22 protein-coding genes are annotated in these 22,927 nt (G+C 51.2%); 1 reads left to right on the forward strand and 21 read right to left on the reverse strand.

Annotation, left to right across the window (positions count from 1 at the left end; translation table 11 throughout):
• Window positions 1-84: 84 nt before the first annotated feature.
• Complete coding sequence (locus tag K0J45_RS19560; protein ID WP_220043773.1) at window positions 85-615, forward strand: porin family protein; 531 nt, start codon at window positions 85-87, stop codon at window positions 613-615.
• 113 nt (window positions 616-728) lie between these two features.
• Here the strand turns inward: K0J45_RS19560 and K0J45_RS19565 are convergent, their stop codons facing one another.
• The 21 genes from K0J45_RS19565 to mnmG all read right to left on the reverse strand — a co-directional run bounded on the left by K0J45_RS19565 (window position 729) and on the right by mnmG (window position 22,623).
• On the reverse strand, window positions 729-1,079 hold the full coding sequence (locus K0J45_RS19565) for a cupredoxin domain-containing protein (protein WP_220043774.1): 351 nt from the start codon (window positions 1,077-1,079) through the stop codon (window positions 729-731).
• Between the two features lie 9 nt (window positions 1,080-1,088).
• Complete coding sequence (locus K0J45_RS19570) at window positions 1,089-3,332, reverse strand: heavy metal translocating P-type ATPase (protein ID WP_220043775.1); 2,244 nt, start codon at window positions 3,330-3,332, stop codon at window positions 1,089-1,091.
• A 2-nt stretch (window positions 3,333-3,334) separates the two neighbouring features.
• A complete protein-coding gene (locus K0J45_RS19575; RefSeq protein WP_220043776.1) occupies window positions 3,335-3,796 on the reverse strand; it encodes a MerR family transcriptional regulator in 462 nt (153 codons plus the stop codon).
• 180 nt (window positions 3,797-3,976) lie between these two features.
• On the reverse strand, window positions 3,977-5,806 hold the full coding sequence (gene glmS, locus K0J45_RS19580; protein WP_220043777.1) for a glutamine--fructose-6-phosphate transaminase (isomerizing): 1,830 nt from the start codon (window positions 5,804-5,806) through the stop codon (window positions 3,977-3,979).
• Window positions 5,807-5,841: 35 nt separating this feature from the next.
• Window positions 5,842-6,612 (reverse strand): DeoR/GlpR family DNA-binding transcription regulator, encoded by a 771-nt coding sequence (locus K0J45_RS19585; protein WP_220043778.1) that lies wholly within the window; start codon window positions 6,610-6,612, stop codon window positions 5,842-5,844.
• 145 nt (window positions 6,613-6,757) lie between these two features.
• Window positions 6,758-8,896, reverse strand: coding sequence for a TonB-dependent receptor (locus tag K0J45_RS19590; RefSeq protein ID WP_220043779.1), 2,139 nt, complete (start codon window positions 8,894-8,896; stop codon window positions 6,758-6,760).
• Between the two features lie 210 nt (window positions 8,897-9,106).
• A complete protein-coding gene (gene glmU, locus K0J45_RS19595; protein ID WP_220043780.1) occupies window positions 9,107-10,471 on the reverse strand; it encodes a bifunctional UDP-N-acetylglucosamine diphosphorylase/glucosamine-1-phosphate N-acetyltransferase GlmU in 1,365 nt (454 codons plus the stop codon).
• A gap of 110 nt (window positions 10,472-10,581) precedes the next feature.
• Window positions 10,582-10,935 (reverse strand): DsrE/DsrF/TusD sulfur relay family protein, encoded by a 354-nt coding sequence (locus K0J45_RS19600; protein WP_220043781.1) that lies wholly within the window; start codon window positions 10,933-10,935, stop codon window positions 10,582-10,584.
• 164 nt (window positions 10,936-11,099) lie between these two features.
• A complete protein-coding gene (locus K0J45_RS19605; RefSeq protein WP_011867635.1) occupies window positions 11,100-11,528 on the reverse strand; it encodes a F0F1 ATP synthase subunit epsilon in 429 nt (142 codons plus the stop codon).
• A 33-nt stretch (window positions 11,529-11,561) separates the two neighbouring features.
• Window positions 11,562-12,938, reverse strand: a complete 1,377-nt coding sequence (atpD, locus tag K0J45_RS19610; RefSeq protein WP_011867636.1) for a F0F1 ATP synthase subunit beta — start codon at window positions 12,936-12,938, stop codon at window positions 11,562-11,564.
• 35 nt (window positions 12,939-12,973) lie between these two features.
• Complete coding sequence (atpG, locus tag K0J45_RS19615; protein WP_011867637.1) at window positions 12,974-13,834, reverse strand: F0F1 ATP synthase subunit gamma; 861 nt, start codon at window positions 13,832-13,834, stop codon at window positions 12,974-12,976.
• A gap of 49 nt (window positions 13,835-13,883) precedes the next feature.
• The gene (gene atpA / locus K0J45_RS19620) at window positions 13,884-15,425 is read right to left on the reverse strand and encodes a F0F1 ATP synthase subunit alpha (protein WP_011867638.1); all 1,542 of its coding nucleotides are present in this window, start codon (window positions 15,423-15,425) and stop codon (window positions 13,884-13,886) included.
• A gap of 14 nt (window positions 15,426-15,439) precedes the next feature.
• Entirely contained in the window at window positions 15,440-15,973 is a 534-nt protein-coding gene (gene atpH, locus K0J45_RS19625; protein ID WP_011867639.1) for a F0F1 ATP synthase subunit delta, read from the reverse strand.
• Window positions 15,974-15,987: 14 nt separating this feature from the next.
• The gene (gene atpF / locus K0J45_RS19630; protein WP_011867640.1) at window positions 15,988-16,458 is read right to left on the reverse strand and encodes a F0F1 ATP synthase subunit B; all 471 of its coding nucleotides are present in this window, start codon (window positions 16,456-16,458) and stop codon (window positions 15,988-15,990) included.
• A gap of 37 nt (window positions 16,459-16,495) precedes the next feature.
• Entirely contained in the window at window positions 16,496-16,747 is a 252-nt protein-coding gene (atpE, locus tag K0J45_RS19635; protein ID WP_011639455.1) for a F0F1 ATP synthase subunit C, read from the reverse strand.
• A 70-nt stretch (window positions 16,748-16,817) separates the two neighbouring features.
• On the reverse strand, window positions 16,818-17,612 hold the full coding sequence (gene atpB, locus K0J45_RS19640) for a F0F1 ATP synthase subunit A (protein ID WP_011867641.1): 795 nt from the start codon (window positions 17,610-17,612) through the stop codon (window positions 16,818-16,820).
• A 12-nt stretch (window positions 17,613-17,624) separates the two neighbouring features.
• On the reverse strand, window positions 17,625-18,008 hold the full coding sequence (locus K0J45_RS19645) for an ATP synthase subunit I (protein WP_011867642.1): 384 nt from the start codon (window positions 18,006-18,008) through the stop codon (window positions 17,625-17,627).
• Between the two features lie 225 nt (window positions 18,009-18,233).
• Window positions 18,234-19,112, reverse strand: coding sequence for a ParB/RepB/Spo0J family partition protein (locus K0J45_RS19650; protein ID WP_220043782.1), 879 nt, complete (start codon window positions 19,110-19,112; stop codon window positions 18,234-18,236).
• Window positions 19,113-19,122: 10 nt separating this feature from the next.
• On the reverse strand, window positions 19,123-19,911 hold the full coding sequence (locus K0J45_RS19655; protein WP_011867644.1) for a ParA family protein: 789 nt from the start codon (window positions 19,909-19,911) through the stop codon (window positions 19,123-19,125).
• A gap of 96 nt (window positions 19,912-20,007) precedes the next feature.
• On the reverse strand, window positions 20,008-20,631 hold the full coding sequence (gene rsmG, locus K0J45_RS19660) for a 16S rRNA (guanine(527)-N(7))-methyltransferase RsmG (RefSeq protein ID WP_041406831.1): 624 nt from the start codon (window positions 20,629-20,631) through the stop codon (window positions 20,008-20,010).
• Window positions 20,632-20,733: 102 nt separating this feature from the next.
• On the reverse strand, window positions 20,734-22,623 hold the full coding sequence (gene mnmG, locus K0J45_RS19665) for a tRNA uridine-5-carboxymethylaminomethyl(34) synthesis enzyme MnmG (protein WP_220043783.1): 1,890 nt from the start codon (window positions 22,621-22,623) through the stop codon (window positions 20,734-20,736).
• Window positions 22,624-22,927: the final 304 nt, after the last annotated feature.

The following is a 22,927-nucleotide window of genomic DNA, read 5'->3' on the forward strand; positions in this document are numbered from 1 at the left end:
ACAAATTATCTGTACCCTTTGTAGGCGACATCTGCTATAAGTCGGATTCGATATTTTGCCGTTATCAACTTACAAAGGATTGTTATGAAAGCTCTTCTTGCCGCAGCTTGCCTGCTCGTTACACCTCTCTCTTTCGCATCGGATTACCATCACGCCCTATCGGTCGGTGCGGGGATAGGTTACACCAGTATTTCATCAGATGATAATGTCACCGATAATATTCCACTTCACTATGATCTTGCCTATCGCTACCAATTTTCCTCCGAATGGGGCCTAGAAGTGGGCTACCAGGATGTATTTGTCAACAATATCATTATCATTGGTAATCAAATGGATAATATCGACAGCTTCCGTGCTGCGGCCCTATATACACTCCCCTTGTCTCAGCGAAACAGTCTGGTATTTAAACTGGGCGCCAACCAATATCGACTAAAATTTACCGATACCGACGACAACGGCCGTAAGTACACAGATGATGGAACTGGCCTGCTGGCAGGACTAGGTTGGCGGATGGAGTTTGCGTCGGGCATGGATCTCGGTCTCACCTATCACTATCAGGCGATGGATTTACTCGATACCCATACCTTTACTTTCGCCCTTGGATATCGCTTCTGATACTGACATAAATGTAGGGCAAACCTGAAGACAGCGTTTGCCCTACTATTTGTATTCAATCCCTTTATTTGGCGCTTATGCGACGCTTTCATTCACCCTTTCAGTCGCCCCATTCATTCGACGACTAGCACACCTTTATACATCTGCATCTGGCAGTGAAATGCATATTCTCCGGGTGTCATGGCCGGAATATTAATAACCGTAGGCTTATCAAGTAGCAGCTCCTCACTGATCTCCAGCGCCGGCAGCTGTAGGGTCGCCGAACAGGCTGACTTATCCTGCCTTAGAAAGGTAAGTGAAGTCGCCTGACCCGAGGGGATCTTGATACGCGAAGGCGTATATAGCCCATCCTTGACCACTATCTCTATGCCCTCCTGACTCACGGGCGTCTCGGGCGAGTAGAGCCAGAACCACCAAACAATAAAACCTATCAGGGCGAGACAGAACAGATTGATAAATAACATACCAGCCTCCTAATGCGCTTTGGCTTTAAACAGACGCAGACGATTGGCGTTGCTCACCACGGTTAGCGATGAGAAGGCCATGGCCGCACCGGCAATCACAGGATTGAGCAGTAAGCCGAACATGGGGTAAAGAATGCCCGCAGCAATGGGAATACCGGCGGCGTTATAGACGAAGGCGCCAAACAGATTCTGTTTGATATTACTCAGCGTCGCCTTGCTGACCGCAATCGCATCGGCCAAGCCGTGTAAGGAGCCTCGCATCAGGGTGATATCGGCACTCTCAATAGCCACATCCGTACCCGTACCTATGGCAAAGCCCACGTTAGCCAACGCCAGCGCCGGGGCGTCGTTGATACCATCCCCCGTCATGCCCACTACCTCGCCATCTTTCTGCAGCTCGGCGACCTTGCTGGCCTTATCTTGGGGCATCACCTCGGCAAAAAACGTCTCTATACCCACCTTAGCCGCCACCGCCGCGGCCGTGGCCTGATTGTCTCCGGTTAACATCACCACCTTGATGCCATTGTGCTTAAGCCTGGCGATCGCCTCGGCCGAGTCAGGCTTGATAGGGTCAGCCACCGCTATGATGGCAATAAGCTCATTTTCCTGCGCCAGATACATGGGCGTCTTGGCCTCCGCCGCCAGCTGCTGCGCCTTGGCCTGGTAGGCCTGGGTATCCACACCGAAGTCTTGCATCAATGCCTGATTACCAAACAGCAGCGCCTGCCCATTCAATTTGGCCTCGACCCCGCGCCCGGAGATGGCATTAAAGTCCTCGACAGATTCCATCTGTATGCCGCGGCTGTTAGCCGTCTCGACAATCGCCTCGGCCAGGGGATGCTCAGAGTGTCGCTCGATACCGGCGGCCAGGGCTAATACCTCGTCCTCATCAATAGAGGACGCCTGAGTGACCACCACATCTGTGACCTGAGGAGAGCCCTGAGTAATAGTGCCCGTCTTATCCAGTACCATGACACTGATCTTAGAGGCGGTTTGTAGCGCCTCGCCGTTACGGATCAACACTCCAGACTCGGCCGCCTTACCCACACCCACCATGACAGACATAGGCGTGGCCAGCCCCAGGGCACAGGGACAGGCGATGATCAACACTGTCGTGGCCGAGACGATGGCAAACACCATCGAAGGCTCGGGGCCGAAGTTAAACCACACCATGGCGCTAACGATGGCGATGATCATGATGGCCGGTACGAAATAGCTGGCAATTACATCAGCAAGCCGACCAATTGGCGGCTTAGAGTTCTGCGCCCGCTTCACCATGGCGATGATTCTGGCTAAAGCAGTGTCTTTCCCCACTCGGGTCGCGCTAAAGACGATGGAGCCGGACTTGTTTAGGGTTCCCGTGACAACTTCGCTGTCGATCGCCTTCTCAACCGGAATCGGTTCGCCGGTCAGCATAGACTCATCCACCATGGTGGTGCCCTCGATGACCACACCATCGACGGGGATCTTCTCGCCTGGGCGCACCCGTACCTTATCGCCTTGCAGCACCTGAGCGATGTCGATATCCAGTTCCTTACCGTCGCGTATCACCCGCGCCGTCTTGGCCTGTAAGCCTATCAGGCGCTTAATCGCCTCCGAGGTCTTGCCCCTGGCCTTGACCTCTAATGCCAATCCCAGGTTGATCAAACCTATGATCATCGCCGTGGCCTCAAAATAGACGTGGCGCGCCATCTCGGGCAGCAGGGTTGGAAAGGCGACCACCAGCATGGAATAGAGCCAGGCGGTGCCTGTACCTAAAGCGATAAGCGTGTCCATGTTGGCATTGTGGTGCACAAAGGATTTCCACGCCCCCACATAGAAGTGTTTACCAGACAGGAGCATGATGCTCAGAGTCACCAAGCCCACCAGCCCCCAGGCTAATTGCTCGGTCGTGGTCGTTACCGTCATCTCGCCGATAAACAGGCCGTAGATCATCAAGGGAATACCCACAGACAGGGCGATAAAGGTATGGCGTAGCAGGCTGCGGTAATAGTCGAGATCCGCTTGTTCCTTCTCATCCATAGCATCATCGCTCGCCTCGGCCTGCAGTTGGGTCGCGTTATAACCCGCCGCCTCGACGGCCGTAATCAGCTGCTCCGGCGTTGCCGTTCCAGATACTTCGACGATGCGCTCGGCAAAGTTCATCTCGGCCGAATCGACCCCGGGGACAGAATTTAATGCCTTCTCTATCTTACCGACGCAGCTGGCACAGCCGGCGCCTATGATATTAAGTTGTACTCTGTTGGTGTCCATCTTCAATCCTCCAGGCTAGGCATCATGCTTGATTCACGATTGACTTCTAACTGACTGCTTTCTGTATAAGTGCCTTCGATTAGGTGGCAGATCATGTTGCCGGTCGGCGCCTTGTCCGGCTTATGGGACCAATCTTCCACAGCATTCGACAGCTTACGTCTCAACTTCACCATCTCTTCAAACTGCTTCTCAGTCTCCTCGAGCTTCTGCTGAATCATCTGCCGTACCAGGCCACAGGCGCTCTCGCCCTGATCCGTGCGCGAGAAGATCACCTTGATCTCATCGACGCTAAATCCCAGGTTTCTTGCGCTTAGGATGAACTGCATCCGCGACTGATCCTTGTCGCTGTAGTCCTTGTAGCCGTTGACCGAAGACTTAGCCGGGCTCAGCAGGCCGATGCGGGTATAGAAGCGCACGGTATCACCCGTGATATTGAGATTCTTTGCTAGTTGATTGACGCGCATATTCACTCCAACAAGACATTTTTTAAGCTCATGCCTTGACTATAAACCTGTGTGTTAGACACAGGTCAAGGAACTCAGGAAGAAAAAATCGAAAGTGTGGTGAAAAAGCGGCAGGCATAAAAAAAGCAGCCGTTAGAGAGGCTGCTTTTTTAGATATTGGCGTTAGTTTAAGAGCGCAAATTACTCTACCGTCACCGACTTAGCCAGGTTACGCGGCTGATCCACGTCAGTCCCCTTGATCAGGGCGACATGATAAGACAGTAGCTGCAGCGGGATGGTGTAGATGAGCGGCGCCATGTAGTCATCACAATGTGGCACTGGGATCACCTTCATGGTGTCGTCAGACTCGAACTCGGCGTCCTTATCAGCAAACACATACATGAGACCACCACGGGCACGCACCTCTTCGACGTTCGACTTAAGCTTCTCAAGCAGTTCGTTGTTTGGCGCCACGACGATCACCGGCATGTCGGCATCGATCAGCGCCAGCGGACCGTGCTTAAGCTCACCAGAGGCATAAGCTTCGGCGTGGATGTAGGAGATCTCCTTAAGCTTGAGCGCACCTTCCATCGCGATAGGATATTGATCGCCGCGGCCCAGGAACAGAGCGTGATGCTTATCGGCAAAGTCTTCGGCCAACTCGGCGATGGCATCATCCAAGCCCAGCGCCTGCTCCACCTTAGCCGGCATAGACTGCAGACTCTGGGTGATCTCGGCCAGCATCTCGGGAGACATGCCGTTGTTACGACCGACAGCGGCGGTCAGCATTAAGAGACCTGCCAGCTGAACGGTAAATGCCTTGGTTGAGGCCACGCCGATCTCGGCGCCCGCCTTCATCATGTACGCCATGTCCGACTCGCGCACCAGAGAAGAACCTGGCGCGTTACAGATAGTCAGGGTCGCCTTGTAGCCCATCTCTTTGGCCAAACGCAGCGCGGCCAAGGTATCGGCGGTTTCGCCCGACTGAGAGATGGTCACCAACAGGCTATTGGGGAACAGGTGCGATTTACGGTAACGAAACTCAGAGGCGATCTCGACGTTACAGGAAACGCCGGCCCAATCCTCAAGCCAGTAACGTGCCGCCATACCCGCGTGATAGCTGGTACCACAGGCGATGATCTGCACGTGTTTGATATCTTTTAGGAACTCTGCCGCGTTTTCACCGAAGGCAGAATCCAGCACATGGCCACCAGCGATGCGTCCCTCCAGGGTATGAGCGATTGCGCGAGGCTGCTCATAGATCTCCTTGAGCATGTAATGACGGTACTCGCCCTTGTCGCCCGCATCATGAGTCACTTCCGACTCTTTCACTTCACGCTCGACCGCGTTGCCATCAACATCGAAGATACTCACGGTGCGACGAGTTACTTCGGCTACATCACCCTCTTCGAGGAAGGCGAACGAGCGGGTCACGGGCAGCAGCGCCAGCTGATCCGAGGCGACGAAGTTTTCGCCCAGGCCGAAGCCTATCACCAGTGGGCTGCCTGAGCGGGCGACGATCATGCGCTCGCTGTCACGGCGGTCGATCACCACAGTGCCGTAGGCGCCTTCGAGTTGCTTAACCGTGGCCTGCACAGCGCCAAGTAGAGTGTCATGAGACTTAAGCTCATGGTGTACCAGGTGGCAGATCACTTCGGTATCTGTATCTGAGTTAAAGGTGTAACCCAGGCCCTTTAGCATGTCGCGTAGCTTGTTGTGGTTTTCGATAATGCCGTTGTGCACCACGGCAATGTCACCGCTGGACTGGTGAGGGTGGGCATTACGCTCACTCGGCTCGCCATGGGTCGCCCAGCGCGTGTGTGCGATACCCGTGCCACCGACGAGCGGTGCCTGCTCTAAGGCACTAGACAGCTCTTGCACCTTGCCTACACGGCGAGTGCTTGCCAGTTCATTGTTATGAATCACCGCCACACCGGCAGAGTCATAACCACGATATTCGAGGCGGCGTAGCCCCTCGACTAGAATTTCCGCAACATCCCTTTGCGCCACTGCGCCAACGATTCCGCACATAGTTTTTTCCTACTTACTCTTACTAATTTAAAAATTTACTTTGAGTAGGGCGCGAGAATCACCTCTACACCCTGCTCGATAATCTGTTCTACCGTCCGTTCATCGACTCTGTCGTCGGTCACCAGCACGCTTATCTGCTGCCATGGCAGCTCCAGGTTAGGTATGCGCCTGCCTATCTTGTCTGAGTCCACCATGACGATCACCTCGCGGGAGACCTCGGCCATCACCTTGCTCAGGCCGGTCAACTCGTTGAAGGTGGTGGTGCCTCTGGCGAGATCTATCCCATCGGCGCCGATAAACAGCTGATCGAAGTTATAGGAGCGCAGCACCTGTTCGGCCACCTGTCCCTGGAAAGATTCTGAATGGGGATCCCAGGTGCCGCCCGTCATCAGTAGCGTCGGCTCATTTTCCAGCTCGTGTATGGCGTTGGCCAGCTGCAACGAGTTGGTCATCACCACCAGGCCGCGCTTGGTATTGAGTTGCTGTACCAGGCCCGAGGTGGTGCTGCCGCTATCTATGATGATGCGGTTATGATCTTTAATCAGCCTGGCGGCAGCCTCGGCGATAGATAGCTTATTGGGGGCTATCTTGGCGCTGAACTGCTGAGTCACCTCATCTGGGATCGCCACGGCGCCACCGTAACGACGCAGCAGCAGACCGGTTTTTTCCAGCACTGCCAAGTCTTTACGTATTGTGACTTCGGAGGTCTCGAAACGATTAGCCAGCTCGTCGACGCTCACCTCGCCAGTCTCATTCAAGACGGCAATAATGCTATGGCGGCGCTGCTGAGTGTTTCGTTTATTCACAAAGAGTTTCACTTAAGTTTCGTTTCGAAAGATGAATTATAGTGATTCGAAACTTTTTTACCAGTAGTAAAGATTGAAAACCGAGCTAAAAACGCAAAAAGCCGCTATCACAGATAGCGGCTTAATGAGTGAAATGAAATTGAGTTTAGAACTTGGCTTGCAGCGCTAAGCCAAAGTGACGTCCCTCACCCACGGTAACATCCGTATTGGTGCCACCGGCCAGGTAATCGGTATCGAACAGGTTCTTCACATTGAGGCGTACGCTGACATCGCTCCCCATCACATCCATGGTATAGGCGGCGCCGATATCGAAGCGCACATAGGCATCCTTGGTGATGGTGTTATCCGTATTGGCAAAACGCTCGCCCACATAGATGGCACCAAAGTTAAGCGCTAAGGCCTCTGTCATCTCGTAGCGGGTCCAGATGTTGGCCGACCACTCGGGTGCATCCACAGGCGTCTTGCCGTTGAGTCTGTCTTCTTGCGGGCGTTGATACTCGGCATCGAGATACATCATAGATCCTGTCATGAACCACTTGTCGCTCAGCTGCCCTTGAGCCCCCATCTCGAAGCCTTTATGACGCTGTTCTCCGGATTGAGTGGTGATCGTCTTATCGCCACTGGTCGGGATCACCTCGAGATCTTGGGTCACGGTAACGTTTGAAACGGTAATATCGAAGACAGCACCGGTTAGCAGCAGGCTGCCATCGAACAGCTCCCACTTGGTACCGACCTCATACTGCTCTCCATACTCAGGATCCAGATTCATCTGATCGTTCACATCATCAGGATCATTCACCATCCCCTGAGGCGTGAAGCTCTTAGAGTAGTTGAAATAGATGCTGCCATTCTCCGCCGGCGAATAGATCACCCCAAACTTAGGAGAGACCGCATAGCTGTTGTTGCCCTTACCGTCCTTCTTCTGCTCATCGTAGCGTACGCCAGCCAATAGCTGCCATTGCTGGTTGATGGTCATCAGATCCTGAATATAGAAGCCATAATGCTTATAGTCGGACTCAGACTTGGTAGTGTCGCGATGATAATCCAAGTCCGGACGAGGCACAGGCTGCCCCGGCATCACCAGCTGGTTCTTATCTCCCGCCTCTTTGAGCTGGCCATAGTAGTAGTCCAGCATATTGGCGCCGATCAACAGCTTGTGCTCGAAGTCACCGGTGCTAAAGTCGCCGGTAAAGTCGATGAAGCCCGTCTTGTGTTGCCAATCATCATAACGATCGAACGGGCTAATGGTGTAACCATCGGTGAAGGGATCTTCCGAGCCTTTTACCAGGCTAGGTGAAGAATCTAAACGCTGACGATTAAACTGCTGGTCGTTATAACCCGCCTTGATCTGCCAATCGTCGCTGAGATGATAGGTTAGCTCGGCGCCCAGGTTTGAGATGGTGTTGTCGGTAAAGGCCCAGGGCTGATCCCAGATGATATCGCGGCCACCGATCAGCTCGCCTCGGCTGTTGAGCCAGCCACCACGGTCTATGCCTGTCTTATCCTGAGTATGGTCATACTTGAGCGACAGCATAAGATCGTCGGTAATATCAAACTCAAGGTTCAGATAGCCCAACCAGCGATCGCGATCCTGATTTGTGCCGTCTTGATATTCGCGCCAGTACTCGGTGTCTTGCTTAACCAGCACCGTGCGGTAACGTATGGTCTGCGCCTCATTCAGGCTGCCACCGGCATCCAGCTGATAACGGGTAGAACCATGCTCGTCGGTGTCGAAGCCCAGCTCAAACAGGGTGTCATAACTAGGCTTCTTGGTGACCATGTTGATCAGGCCGCCTGGGCCAGACTGGCCATAGAGCATGCTAGAGGGGCCTTTTAACACCTCGACCTGTTGCAGGGTCTCGATAGGCTGCACATAGTGAGACCACTGCTGCTGACCATTGATCAGATAACCCGAGCCCGATGACAGCTCGAAGCCGCGGATGTTAAATACCTGCCGATTCCACTTCTCGCTGCCGCTGGTGACACTCGAGTCGTTCACCAGTACCTCTGACAGGTTGGTCGCCAACTGCTCGTCGGTCACAAAGTCGGGGATCACCGCCACAGATTGCGGCGTATCCATAAGATCGATATCGCCGCGCATGGCGCCGGAGGCAACGCCCACCTTATAGTCGTTAAAGGTTCGCCCCGTCACGGTAATACGTTCGATATTAGCCTCAACCAGGCTGTTTTCGGCATCATCGGCCACTGCAGGCGTTGCCGCCAGGGCCGCCAACACGGCAAAACCGACAGGAGAATAGTTAAACGAACCTAGCTTAAATGACATGCAAACCTCACCACTAAACAACAAGTAAACGAAAGTTGCGACAAATATAAATGAGAATTGTTTTTATTTAAGCTTATTTACATCCCTTTACACTGTAGGCCGATCCAGTTCACTAAATTAGCCTTATCAGCCAGAGAATTGGCAGTTCTTCTATGAAAATAGGCATAAAAAAAGCGACCATAGAGGTCGCTTCTTCTTGCTTTTACCAGCTTATTTCTTTTGCTTCACAGGACGTGTCCAGCCAGTCAGATGACGCTGTTTCACTCGGGTGATCACCAGCTCATCGGCCGCCACATCACGGGTAATGGTTGAGCCCGCACCTAATGTGGCCCCCTTACCTATGGTCACAGGCGCCACCAGCTGAGTATCGCTGCCCACAAACACGTCGTCTTCGATCACCGTCAGGTGCTTGTTGGCACCGTCATAGTTACAGGTAATGGTACCGGCACCGATATTCACCCCAGCGCCCACCTGAGCATCACCAATATAGGCCAGGTGACCCGCCTTAGAGCCTTCACCCAGTACCGCCTTCTTCATCTCGACGAAGTTGCCGATATGGGCGTCGCGCTTGAGCTCGGCGCCCGGGCGCAGACGGGCAAAGGGACCGGCACTGGCGGCTTCACCCACAATCGCATTTTCGATAATAGAATAAGGTTTAATCTCGGCGTTATCGCCAATCTCACAGTCTATGAGGATAGCGCCTGCGCCGATAGTCACGTTATTGCCTATGGTCACCTTACCCTGGAATACCACATTGACATCGATCATCACATCCATACCAACAGTAACGTCGCCGCGCACGTCGATGCGGGCGGGGTCACGCAGATTAGCGCCTTCAAGCATTAGCTTCTCGGCGGCGCGTGCCTGATAGGCGCGCTCCAACTGAGCTAGCTGCACACGATTGTTCGCGCCTTCCACCTCGATGGCCGACTCAGGCTGCGCCGTGGTGATACTCACGCCGTCGCGATGAGCCATGGCCACGATATCGGTAAGATAATATTCGCCCTGGGCATTGTCCGACGACAGCTGACCCAACCAGGCCTTAAGCTGTTTGCCGGGCGCGGCCATGATGCCTGTGTTGATCTCATTGATCTTAAGCTGTTCCTCGTTGGCATCCTTCTGCTCGACGATCCCCACCACCTGACCGGCCTCACGTACGATGCGACCATAACCAGTTGGATCAGGCAGATTCACGGTAAGAATGGCCAGGCCGTTAACATCACGCGCCGCCAACAGGGCTTCCAGTGTCGAGGCCTGGATCAGAGGCACGTCACCGTAGAGGATCAGGACTGTATCATCGTCGCCAATATTGTCATTGGCCTGAGCCACGGCGTGACCGGTACCTAACTGCTCGGCCTGCAATACCCAATTCAGCGTCTGCTCACCCAGGCGGGTCTTAAGCTTATCGGCGCCATAACCATAGACCAGCTGAATAGCCTCACTCCCCAGTTGATGTGCGGTATCTATCACATGCTGCACCATGCTCTTATGGGCGATGGGATGGAGAACCTTGGGAAGGTCTGAGCGCATGCGGGTCCCTTTGCCTGCGGCCAAAATAACGACGTTCAGTGCCATGAAGAAATCCTTGGGTGATTACTGCTGATACAGAAGAAAATGCAAATTAAGTGGGCCGATTTTAATAGATTGCGCCGTCAAAAGCGACACGCGGCGCACCTTTAAAGGCGTTAGAAGTTGATAACCTTGTCCGACTGCAGCAACCAGAGGGCGAGATCGTCCATGGTGGCCTTCACACATCCCTCGATAGCACTCAGTTCGCTAAGCCCGCGAGCCTGCACGCAGGAGGTGCAATACTTCACCTCGGCGCCCTGGGCTAGGATAATCTCCAGCATCTGCTGCAGGTTATAGCCCTCACCCGGTTGCTGCCTGGGTAATACCCCCGTCACGGCATCGGACAAGAGAAACAGCTTAACCTTAGGTGTGGGAGTCTGCTCATTGAGCTGTATCGCCAGGCGTAGGGCGTTAAAGAGTTTCTCAGACCCATAAGGCGCATCGTTGACGACGATTAAGACTTGTTGCATGGAATATCCCTCATTGAAGACAAGGGCATCAGCCTATCATTGCCATGAAATTGAAACGCCAGGCTCGATCACGTAAAGGGAGTAGAAGATAGTTCCGGGATGGAAAACAGATACAAAAAAGGCGGTCACCCGAGGGCACCGCCTTTTATCATCAAACAATAACCTTATCTGGCAATGTTCTTCTTGATGGTCTCTACAACGCGCAATTGAGCGATAGCCTGAGCTAATTCAATCGCTGCAGCGGCATAGTTAAAGTCTGCGCCAGCGTTAGCCATGTGGGCTTCTGCACGACGCTTGGCTTCTACGGCTGCCTGCTCATCAATCTCTTCGGCACGCAATACTACGTCAGCCAATACTGATACTGAGAAAGGTTGTACTTCCAGGATACCACCCGAAAGATAGAAGACTTCCTCTTTACCATCTTGTTTGACGATGCGCGCCATGCCAGGTTTGATATGCGTAAGCAGAGGTGCGTGACCAGGCATAACGCCTAAATCACCCTCAGCACCTGAGACTTGTAGGTGTGCTACCAGACCCGAAAAGATGCTGCTTTCTGCGCTTACAATATCAAGTTGTACTGTCATGGCTGCCATCCGTTCTCCTTAAAATATCAAGCTAACGCCTGATTATTTTTTGTTAGCTCGCTCGATAACTTCGTCGATTGAACCTGCCATGTAGAACGCTTGCTCTGGAATGTGGTCGAACTCACCTTCCAATAGGCCTTTAAAGCCACGGATTGTGTCTTTAAGGGCAACGTACTTACCTGGAGAACCGGTGAATACTTCTGCTACGAAGAATGGCTGAGACAGATATTTTTCAATCTTACGCGCACGGGCAACGGTAGTCTTATCTTCATCAGATAGTTCGTCCATACCCAAAATCGCGATGATGTCTTTCAGCTCTTTATAGCGCTGTAGTACGTTCTGTACACCACTTGCTACGTCATAGTGCTCTTGGCCAACAACCTGTGGATCTAGCTGACGTGAAGTCGAATCCAGTGGGTCAACCGCTGGGTAGATACCCAGAGAAGCAATGTTACGTGACAATACAACGGTCGCATCCAAGTGAGCGAAGGTTGTTGCTGGTGACGGATCCGTCAAATCATCCGCAGGTACGTATACCGCTTGAACAGAGGTAATAGACCCTGTCTTAGTCGAGGTAATACGCTCCTGAAGAACACCCATCTCTTCAGCCAGTGTTGGCTGGTAACCTACCGCTGAAGGCATACGGCCTAGCAGTGCAGATACTTCGGTACCCGCTAGGGTGTAACGATAGATGTTATCGACGAACAATAGTACGTCTTTACCTTCGTCACGGAACTTCTCAGCCATAGTCAGACCGGTCAGTGCCACACGTAGACGGTTTCCTGGAGGCTCGTTCATCTGACCATAAACCATGGCCACTTTGTCGAGTACGCCAGATTCTTCCATCTCGTAGTAGAAGTCGTTACCCTCACGAGTACGCTCACCTACACCGGCGAATACTGACAAACCAGAGTGTGCTTTAGCGATGTTGTTAATCAGTTCCATCATGTTAACTGTCTTACCAACACCCGCACCACCAAACAGACCTACTTTACCACCCTTAGCAAACGGACATACAAGGTCGATTACCTTGATACCAGTTTCTAAAAGCTCAGTAGTGTTTGATTGATCTTCATATGAAGGCGCTTCACGGTGAATCACATAACGCTCATCTTCACCGATAGGACCCGCTTCATCAACTGGCTGACCTAGTACGTTCATGATACGGCCAAGAGTTGCACTCCCAACCGGAACAGTAATAGGTGAACCTGTGTTTACTACCTCGATACCACGACGCAGACCATCTGAAGAACCCATAGCGATGGTACGAACTACACCACCACCAAGCTGCTGCTGAACTTCCAGCACCAAGCCTTCACTTTTGATCTCTAGAGCGTCATAGACCTGAGGTACGGCATCATGTGGAAACTCAACGTCCACAACCGCGCCAATTACTTGGACAACAGTACCTGTGCTCATGATTAATCCTCTAAAACTTGTATTCGTTACCCAGCCTAAACCGCAGCGGCACCAGAAACAATTTCCGACAGTTCTTGCGTAATCGCAGCCTGACGGGCCTTGTTGTAGACCAACTGCAAGTCATCGATAAGTTCACCAGCGTTGTCTGTCGCAGCCTTCATAGCAACCATACGGGCTGCCTGCTCTGATGCGATGTTTTCAACAACACCTTGATACACTTGAGACTCCACATAACGAACCAATAAGGTCTCCAAAAGTTCTTTTGGATCAGGCTCGTATAGGTAATCCCAGTGATGAGAAATCTCATCTTCTTCTGACTTAGGCAAAGGTAGCAGCTGTTCGATCACAGGCGTCTGGCTCATGGTATTCACAAACTTGTTGAATACTACGTACAGACGGTCTAGCGTGCCTTCGTTGTATGCTTTTAGCATTACGCGTACTGTTCCGATCAGGTCAGCGAGCTTAGGAGCATCGCCTAATCCTGACGCGTGAGCAGACACTTTTCCGCCAAAGCTGTTGAAGAATTGTACGCTGCGTGCACCGATTGGGCAGAATTCAACTTCCGCTCCGGCTTCACGCTGCTTCTTCACGTCCGCGACAACCTTCTTAAATAGGTTGACGTTAAGACCACCACAAAGACCACGGTCGGTTGACACAACAATGTAACCAACTCGCTTAGCTTCTCTCACTTCCAAATATGGATGCTTATATTCGAGAGAACCCTGCGCCACGTGACCGATCACCTTACGCATATTTTCCGCGTATGGACGGCTCGCTGCCATGCGATCCTGCGCCTTGCGCATTTTGCTGGCTGCAACCATCTCCATTGCGGATGTGATCTTCTGAGTGTTCTGAACACTCGCGATCTTGGTTTTAATCTCTTTAGCGCCGGCCATCTTTACTCTCCAATCTGGACCTGAGGTGCCTTAAGACACCTCCGTGTCTTTACCAGGTTTGGGTTTCTACGAACTTGTCGAGGCCAGCCTTCAAACCACCTTCGATGTCGGCATTGTAGTCGCCAGTCTCGTTGATAGTCTTCATTAGGTCAGCATGCTCGCTGTTCATGTAAGAGAGCAAAGAAGCTTCGAAATCACCGATCTTGTTCAGCTCAACGCCTTTTAGGTAACCTTTTTCAGCTGCGAAAATAGACACAGACTGATCGGCTACGCTCATTGGCGCGTATTGCTTCTGCTTCATGAGTTCGGTAACACGCTCACCATGCTCAAGCTGAGCACGAGTTGCATCGTCAAGGTCAGATGCAAACTGAGAGAACGCTGCAAGCTCTCGATACTGTGCAAGTGCAGTACGGATACCGCCAGACAGTTTCTTGATGATCTTAGTCTGAGCCGCACCACCAACACGAGAAACCGAAATACCTGGGTTAACCGCAGGACGTAGGCCTGAGTTGAATAGGTCAGTTTCAAGGAAGATCTGACCATCGGTAATCGAAATTACGTTGGTCGGTACGAATGCAGATACGTCACCCGCTTGAGTTTCAATAATAGGCAGTGCAGTCAAAGAACCAGTCTGGCCCTTAACTTCGCCATTAGTGAACTTCTCAACGTACTCAGCGTTAACGCGTGAAGCACGTTCTAGTAGACGAGAGTGAAGATAGAAAACATCACCTGGGTATGCTTCACGTCCTGGTGGACGCTTCAGTAGCAATGAGATCTGACGGTAAGCAACAGCTTGCTTAGAAAGATCATCATATACGATCAGCGCATCTTCACCACGGTCACGGAAGTATTCACCCATTGAACAACCTGAGTACGGAGCCAGGTATTGTAGCGCTGCAGCTTCAGAAGCCGTTGCCACAACAACCACTGTGTTAGCCAGTGCGCCGTGTTCTTCAAGTTTGCGTACTACGTTAGCAATGGTAGAAGCCTTCTGGCCTACTGCCACATATACACACTTAATGCCTGAATCTTTTTGGTTGATGATGGCATCGATCGCCAGTGCTGTTTTACCAGTCTGACGGTCACCGATGACCAGCTCACGCTGACCACGACCGATTGGAATCATAGAGTCAACGGCTTTATAACCAGTTTGTACTGGCTGATCAACCGACTTACGTTCAATAACGCCTGGTGCGATCACTTCAACAGGAGAGAAACCATCGTTATCGATAGGTCCTTTACCGTCGATTGGTTGGCCCAGTGTGTTAACTACGCGGCCAAGTAGACCACGGCCAACAGGCACTTCCAAGATACGACCAGTTGTCTTAACTTTTTGGCCTTCTGCCAGATCGGCATAAGGACCCATAACTACGGCACCGACAGAATCACGTTCTAAGTTCAACGCGATCGCATAACGGTTACCAGGCAGTTCGATCATCTCACCTTGCATTACATCGGCAAGGCCGTGAACGCGAATAATGCCGTCGCTCACTGCAACGATAGTACCTTCGTTGCGAGCTTCACTAACGACTTCGAACTGCTCGATCCGCTGTTTAATCAGATCGCTGATTTCAGTGGAATTCAGTTGCATGCTCAAACTCCCAATTACGACTGCAGCTTTTCAGACAGGCGGTTTAGTTTACCGCTGACCGAGCCATCTATGACTAGGTCACCTGCCGTGATGATTACACCAGCCACCAGGCTGGCATCTACGCTGCAATTCAGCTTAACTTTGCGTGTGAGACGTTTTTCTAGAGAAGCACTAATTTGTTGCTGTTGCTCTGCGCTAAGCTCAGTGGCAGAAACAACAGATGCTTCAACCTCTTTCGCCCACTCGTTGCTGAACTCATGAAAGAGTTCATATACAGCAGGAAGTACTTCCAAACGACCGTTTTCAGCCATTACCTTTATCAGATTTTGACCTTGCTCATTGATCTGCTCACCACACACCTTAATGAAAAGGTCGGCAAGCTGGCTGCTCGAAAGCGCACCAGACAGTAGCGGCTTCATCGTCTCGTTTTCACTGACTTGAGCGGCAAAGCTAAGCATTTCAGCCCAGCTTTCTACTGCATTTTTCTCAATAGCAAAGTCAAATGCTGCCTTTGCGTAAGGACGAGCGATGGTGCTTAATTCAGCCATAACTCACTCCCTAATCAAATTTCAGCAACAAGTTTGTTAACTATGTCACTGTGGGCGGCTTCATCAATCGAACGCTCAAGGATCTTCTCTGCACCGGCGATAGCCAGAGCAGCAACTTGCTTACGCAGGTCTTCTTTCACGCGATTACGTTCAGCTTCAATTTCTGCTTTACCCTGAGCGATGATTTTCGCACGCTCAGCGTCTGCTTCGGCTTTGGCCTCATCGACAATCTGAGCTTTACGCTTGTTAGCTTGCTCAATGATTTCGTTAGCAGTTGCCTTAGCTTCTTTTAGTTGGTCGGTGGCTTTCGCCTGTGCCAACTCTAGGTCTTTTACAGCACGATCAGCATCAGCTAGACCGTCGGCGATCCTTTTTTGGCGCTCTTCGATGGCATTCATCAAAGGGGGCCAAACAAACTTCATGCAGAACCACACGAAGATAATAAAGGCAACCGTCTGACCGATTAGGGTGACGTTGATATTCACAACAGCCTCCTATTTAGATTAAAGACAGAAGCGTTGATTACAGCATTGCACCCAGTGGGTTAGTAAACAGCATAAATAGTGCAATACCTACACCGATCATGGTTACCGCATCCAATAGACCAGCAACAATGAACATCTTAACTTGTAGCATAGGAGCCATTTCTGGTTGACGCGCAGCGCCTTCCAAGAACTTGCCACCTAGTAGGCCGAAACCGATAGCGGTACCTAGAGCACCCATACCAATCAGTAGAGCAACAGCGATAGCTGTCATGCCTAATACAGTTTCCATCTCTATCTCCAATATTCTAAATCTTTAGTTAGTTTGTGATTTAGCTTAAAAAAAATTTCTTCAGCAACCCTTAATGATCTTCATGTGCCATGCTGAGATACACGATCGTCAGCATCATGAAGATAAACGCCTGCAGAGTGATAACCAAAATATGGAAGATTAACCAACCTAGTTGTAGAGTCACACCTAGGGCAGATAACGCCAAGTTAGCACCATACATCAGCGCAATAAGGATGAAGATCAACTCACCTGCGTACAAGTTACCGAACAGACGCAATGCCAATGAAATAGGCTTAGCGATCAGGGTAACCGACTCTAATAGGAGGTTGACGGGTATCATTGCCTTATGGTTAAAAGGCTGTAATGTCAGTTCTTTAACAAAGCCTGAAACGCCCTTGACCTTGATGCTGTAGTAGATAATCAGCACAAACACACCCAGAGCTAAGCTGAAGGTGATGTTTAGGTCGGTAGTTGGTACGACTTTCAGGTGAGTGATCCCGGCCAGGCCAGCAGCCCAAGGCAGCCAATCAACTGGAATCATATCCATGAAGTTCATCATGAATACCCACACAAAAATCGTTAATGCCAACGGAGCAATAACAGGATTGCGGCCATGGAAGGTTTCCTTCACGCTGCCATCGACGAATTCAACGATCATCTCGATAAAGCATTGAAGCTTACCGGGAACACCTGTCGTTGCCTTCTTGCCAACGCTACGGAATAGCCACAAGAATAGAACACCAAGCCCAACCGAAAAGAACAACGAATCAATGTGCCATGTCCAGAAGCCTTCACCAACGTGTAAGTTGGTAAGGTGGTGCTGGATATAGCCCTGCGGTGTTAACGCTTCACCAGTTGCAGCCATGATTCATCCCACTTAACTTTGCTTGAAGTATAAAGGAGCTGTCCAATGCACTATTAGCGCCGAGATATAACAAACAAAAAGCGGCATAAAGACCACTTTAAGATTGATAAATACCAGCGAGAACATTGCTATGGTTAACAGCAACTTTACCGCTTCCCCCCAGTAAAAGGTTTTCATTACCTTTCCTGCTGAACTTGCTCCCGTATGGGAAAAAGCGAGGGTCGCGAATACAAAATTAGGGAGTACAGCAATGGCACCACCTGCTAACGCAGACAGTCCGTACTGAGCTCCCCACACGGCGAAAAAGACAATCGAAACACCCCCAGCCACCGCCGCCTGCATCAACACCAATTTATAGGCAGACCACCGGCCACGACGTGCTAAAACCTTGCTCAATTCATCTTCTCCGCATTCTTACTTTTTGTTTCTATGACCGGACGACAAATTATCAGGCCATCTTAGAGGTACAAAAAGCTTGCGAAAGTATACCTTTTCGCACATTCAAAGCAAGTTTAAGGTAAGTAAAAATGGGGACTTTTAACGTGATCTACGCCAAAAGTCTAAAAGTGAAAGATTAACAGATGTCACAAAGTTACATAATATTACGTTAACTTGGGCTAATTAACGGATTTTCTCAATAATACCATCCAATTCAGCCAAATTTTGATAGTTAATTACCATTTTGCCCTTGCCTTTTTTGTTATGGCTAATGGAAACTTTTGCCCCTAATTTTTCAATTAATTGGCTCTCTAGACGGGCGACATCCTGATCTTTTGCGGGTTTATCGACAATTTCAGGTGGATTTAAGGTTTTATTCACTAATCGTTCAGTTTCACGAACAGTTAGTTCTTTGGCAATCACGGTTCTGGCCAGGTTAGTTTGCTCATCACCAGGCAGTGCGAGCAGGGCACGGGCATGCCCCATATCAATATCGCCATATTCCAGCATACGCTTAACCGGCTCTTCTAAGCCATTCAAACGTAAAAGGTTTGATACAGTCGTGCGCGACTTACCCACGGCATCGGCCGTCTGTTGATGGGTCAGGTCGAACTCTTTGATCAGACGCTCCAGCGCGATAGCCTCTTCCATCGCGTTAAGATCTTCACGCTGAATGTTCTCGATTAGGGCAATAACACCGGCGGCCTCATCTGGTACCTGCTTGACGATACAGGGCACCTTGTCGAGTTTAGCCAGTTGCGATGCGCGCCAGCGACGCTCACCGGCGATGATCTCATAGCCCTTATCCGACACCTTACGCACTACGATAGGCTGAATGATCCCCTGGGTCTTGATCGACTCAGCCAGCTCCTCCAGCGCCTCTGGCGACATATCCTTGCGGGGCTGATACTTGCCTGGCTGCAGCAGATCCAGGGCAATCATCTTGAGCTCTTCGTTGTTATTCGGCTCAGCCTCTTGCATAGGGGCCTGTCTTGCCGCCGCATGGCTAGTGCTTAACAGTGCGTCTAATCCTTTGCCTAGACCACGTTTTTTGGGTGTCATCTGTTTTTCCTTAAGCTTGCTCTAACTGAGAATGCTGCTCAGCTCGTCGAATGATCTCGCCAGCCAACGCCAGGTAAGCCTTGGCACCGGCACTGGACTTATCGTAATACATGGCAGGAGCACCAAAACTTGGCGCCTCGGCGAGTCTCACGTTACGCGGGATCACTGTGCGATAAACCTTATCGCCAAAATGCTGTTTTAATTGATCCGACACATCGTTAGCGAGTCGGTTGCGGGGATCGTACATGGTGCGCAGGATCCCTTCGATGGAAAGCCCAGGGTTCACCATGGCCGCCAGTTTACTGATGGTGTCCATCAGGGCGGTCAAACCTTCCAGGGCATAATATTCACACTGCATCGGCACCAAGACAGAATCGGCGGCCGACATGGCGTTAACCGTCAGCATGTTCAGCGAAGGCGGGCAATCGATGAAGATAAAATCATAGTAATCTTTGACTGGGGCCAGGGCGTTACGCAGGCGAATCTCCCGGGCGAAGAACTCCATCAGCTTGATCTCGGCCGCCGTCACATCACCATTACCGGCGATCAGATCGTATTTGCCGGCTGTGTCGCGATAAACCACCTCTTCGACCGACTTTTCTTCAACCAAGAGTTCATAGGCGGTGTTTTCGACGCTGTACTTGTCGACGCCGCTCCCCATAGTCGCATTACCTTGAGGATCGAGATCGATAAGCAACACTTTTCGCTTGGTGGCCGCCAGAGAAGCCGCTAAGTTCACACAAGTCGTTGTTTTTCCGACGCCACCTTTCTGGTTAGCCACGGCTATCACTTTACCCACAATATCATCCTGTCTATCACGTTGGTCGATTCGATAGTAAAACGCCCTATCAAATTGCTTGAACTGGTTAAATAATGCAACTCTTAACCCAGGGGACTAAGCCGCTTTGACCACCCGTAGCAGGTGGCGCTGTTCGTCGAGACGAGGCACCTTGAGCTCGAAGACGTCGGTCAGGGTAAATCCTTCAGGCATGTTCGCCATCTCTTCATCGCTCAACTGTCCCTTCAAGGCATAAAAACAGCCAGTGGGCTTTGGCAGATGGTGGCACCATTGCAACATGTCCTGAATCGACGCGAAGGCGCGGCTGAGCACGCCATCAAACTTCTCTTCGGGCTGATAGGCTTCGACCCGGCTCTCGACCGAACTAATATTACCTATCGCCAGCTCAAATTGAACTTGTTTTTGAAAACGAATCCGTTTGCCCAGGCTATCGAGCAGCACAAACTCTTTATCTGGATTCATGATGGCCAGGGGGATCCCCGGAAGACCAGGTCCAGTGCCCACATCGATGAAACGCTCACCTACCAGGTGAGGGCTAGCCGCCAGGCTGTCCATGATATGACGGATCAGCATCTGCTCAGGATCCCGTACGGACGTTAGGTTATAGGCCTTGTTCCACTTGGCAAGCATGGCAACAAAATCAAGCAGTTGCTGTTTCTGCTTCGGAGTAGCCGTCATCTGCATGTCGGCAAGATAGCTGTCTAATTGGGCTGCTAACACAGGAGTATCCTCGATAAACAATGGGATATTATGAAGCCGAGTCGCAGGGATGGGAAGTGCTTGACCTCCCATCCCGGTCATCAAAATAGATTTTTTGCTGGTTTAGGCGCTCTTTCTGAGCAAGCCACGCTTCTTCAGGTGAACGAGTAGAATAGAGATTGCCGCCGGCGTGATCCCCGAGATACGCGAGGCCTGGCCCACGGTATCCGGCTTGTGATCGTTAAGCTTGGCGATCACCTCGTTGGAGAGGCCAGGCACCTCTTGATAGTCGAGATCCTGTGGCAGGCCGGTCTTCTCATGGCGAATCGCCTTGTCGATCTCATCTTGTTGACGCTGGATGTAACCTGAATATTTCACCTGGATCTGCACCTGCTCGGCGGCGCGTTGATCTTCGATGGCTGGGCCAAATCCCTCAACACTCATCAGCTTAGGGTAATCCAGTTCGGGTCTGCGCAGCAGCTCCTCGAAGGTGGCTTCACGGGTGATAGGCGTGTTGAGATGCGGGTTAAGCGCATCAACCAGCGGCGAGTTAGGGTGGATCCACTGACTACGCAGACGCTGTAGTTCGAGTTCGATCGCCTCGCGCTTGGCATTGAACTTAGCCCAGCGATCATCATCCACCAGACCCAGGTCGCGGCCTTTCTCGGTGAGACGCAGATCGGCATTGTCTTCACGCAGCAGCAGACGGTATTCGGCGCGGCTGGTGAACATGCGGTAGGGTTCTTTGGTACCTAGGGTCGACAGATCGTCGACCAAGACGCCGAGATAAGCCTCGTCACGACGCGGACACCAGGCTTCTTTACCCTGTACCTGCAATGAGGCGTTCATGCCCGCCAACAGGCCTTGGGCGCCGGCCTCTTCGTAACCTGTGGTACCGTTGATTTGCCCCGCGAAGAACAAACCGGAAATCGCCTTGGTTTCTAAAGAATTTTTCAGATCTCTTGGATCGAAATAATCGTATTCGATGGCATAACCCGGACGGATGATCTCGGCGTTTTCCATACCTTGAATCGAACGCACCAGGTTCAGCTGAACATCGAAAGGCAGGCTGGTGGAGATCCCGTTAGGGTAGATCTCGTTGGTGTTCAAGCCTTCAGGCTCGATAAAGATCTGATGCGAGCTCTTGTCGGCGAAGCGATTGATCTTATCTTCGATTGAAGGGCAGTAACGCGGACCTATGCCTTCGATTACCCCTGAATACATGGGGCTTCTGTCTAACCCGCCACGAATAATGTCGTGAGTGCGCTCATTGGTGTGGGTAATAAAACAGGAGATCTGCTTAGGATGATCTTTGACGTCACCGATAAAAGACATCACTGGTAAAGGATCGTCACCTTTCTGCTCAGTCATCAGATCGAAGTTAATGGTGTTGGCATCGATACGTGGTGGCGTACCGGTTTTCAGACGGCCAACACGAATCGGTAATTCACGTAAACGATCGGCAAGGGAGATCGATGGCGGATCGCCGGCACGGCCACCGCTGTAATTTTCCAGACCAATATGGATCTTGCCGCTTAAGAAGGTTCCCGCCGTCAGTACGATTGCAGGAGCCTCGAAGGCCAGTCCCATCTGGGTAACGACCCCGATAACACGATCATTCTCGACGATGAGATCGTCTACCGCTTGTTGGAACAGGCGTAAATTAGGTTGGTTTTGCAGGATCTGTTGGATCTTGGCGCGATAGAGGGCGCGATCCGCCTGTGCACGAGTGGCACGTACCGCTGGGCCTTTACTGGAATTTAAGGTGCGAAACTGAATACCGGCATGATCGGTTGCAACGGCCATGGCGCCACCCAGGGCATCGATCTCCTTAACAAGGTGACCCTTACCAATACCACCAATTGCCGGGTTACAGGACATCTGGCCTAAGGTATCGATATTATGGGTTAACAATAATGTCTTGGACCCCATCCTAGCAGATGCTAATGCTGCTTCGGTTCCTGCATGACCACCGCCAACAACAATTACATCAAACCGCTCATGAAAATGCATCAGATTACCTTAAAACCTATATCGAAAATAAAAATGATATTGCCCATAGATCGGACAGAGTTACTCGATGAGTAGCCGAGTATTTTAGCATCTGGAAAGCCATAGGTGAAAGATCAATTTAGGCCTTTCGATCGCCAAAGGATCTGGCTTATAGATCTTAAGATCTTTATATAGATCTTTTGTTATGTTTACTATTAGGATCGCGATCTTCTGTGGGTAAGTCTATTTACCGTTTAAAATCAATAGATAACGAGAGTTCGAACCTGTGATCTGATCGCGATCTAAATGAATTAAGCTTGTGGGT

This window comes from Shewanella alkalitolerans, from assembly GCF_019457575.1.
GTDB lineage: Bacteria > Pseudomonadota > Gammaproteobacteria > Enterobacterales > Shewanellaceae > Shewanella > Shewanella loihica.

Excerpts from the sequence above, each read along its gene's own strand:
- K0J45_RS19560 (WP_220043773.1), top strand. The coding sequence starts at position 85 with ATGAAAGCTCTTCTTGCCGCAGCTTGCCTGCTCGTTACACCTCTCTCT.
- K0J45_RS19565 (WP_220043774.1), bottom strand. The coding sequence starts at position 1,079 with ATGTTATTTATCAATCTGTTCTGTCTCGCCCTGATAGGTTTTATTGTT.
- K0J45_RS19570 (WP_220043775.1), bottom strand. The coding sequence starts at position 3,332 with ATGGACACCAACAGAGTACAACTTAATATCATAGGCGCCGGCTGTGCC.
- K0J45_RS19575 (WP_220043776.1), bottom strand. The coding sequence starts at position 3,796 with ATGCGCGTCAATCAACTAGCAAAGAATCTCAATATCACGGGTGATACC.
- glmS (WP_220043777.1), bottom strand. The coding sequence starts at position 5,806 with ATGTGCGGAATCGTTGGCGCAGTGGCGCAAAGGGATGTTGCGGAAATT.
- K0J45_RS19590 (WP_220043779.1), bottom strand. The coding sequence starts at position 8,896 with ATGTCATTTAAGCTAGGTTCGTTTAACTATTCTCCTGTCGGTTTTGCC.
- glmU (WP_220043780.1), bottom strand. The coding sequence starts at position 10,471 with ATGGCACTGAACGTCGTTATTTTGGCCGCAGGCAAAGGGACCCGCATG.
- K0J45_RS19600 (WP_220043781.1), bottom strand. The coding sequence starts at position 10,935 with ATGCAACAAGTCTTAATCGTCGTCAACGATGCGCCTTATGGGTCTGAG.
- K0J45_RS19605 (WP_011867635.1), bottom strand. The coding sequence starts at position 11,528 with ATGGCAGCCATGACAGTACAACTTGATATTGTAAGCGCAGAAAGCAGC.
- atpD (WP_011867636.1), bottom strand. The coding sequence starts at position 12,938 with ATGAGCACAGGTACTGTTGTCCAAGTAATTGGCGCGGTTGTGGACGTT.
- atpG (WP_011867637.1), bottom strand. The coding sequence starts at position 13,834 with ATGGCCGGCGCTAAAGAGATTAAAACCAAGATCGCGAGTGTTCAGAAC.
- atpA (WP_011867638.1), bottom strand. The coding sequence starts at position 15,425 with ATGCAACTGAATTCCACTGAAATCAGCGATCTGATTAAACAGCGGATC.
- atpH (WP_011867639.1), bottom strand. The coding sequence starts at position 15,973 with ATGGCTGAATTAAGCACCATCGCTCGTCCTTACGCAAAGGCAGCATTT.
- atpE (WP_011639455.1), bottom strand. The coding sequence starts at position 16,747 with ATGGAAACTGTATTAGGCATGACAGCTATCGCTGTTGCTCTACTGATT.
- atpB (WP_011867641.1), bottom strand. The coding sequence starts at position 17,612 with ATGGCTGCAACTGGTGAAGCGTTAACACCGCAGGGCTATATCCAGCAC.
- K0J45_RS19650 (WP_220043782.1), bottom strand. The coding sequence starts at position 19,112 with ATGACACCCAAAAAACGTGGTCTAGGCAAAGGATTAGACGCACTGTTA.
- mnmG (WP_220043783.1), bottom strand. The coding sequence starts at position 22,623 with ATGCATTTTCATGAGCGGTTTGATGTAATTGTTGTTGGCGGTGGTCAT.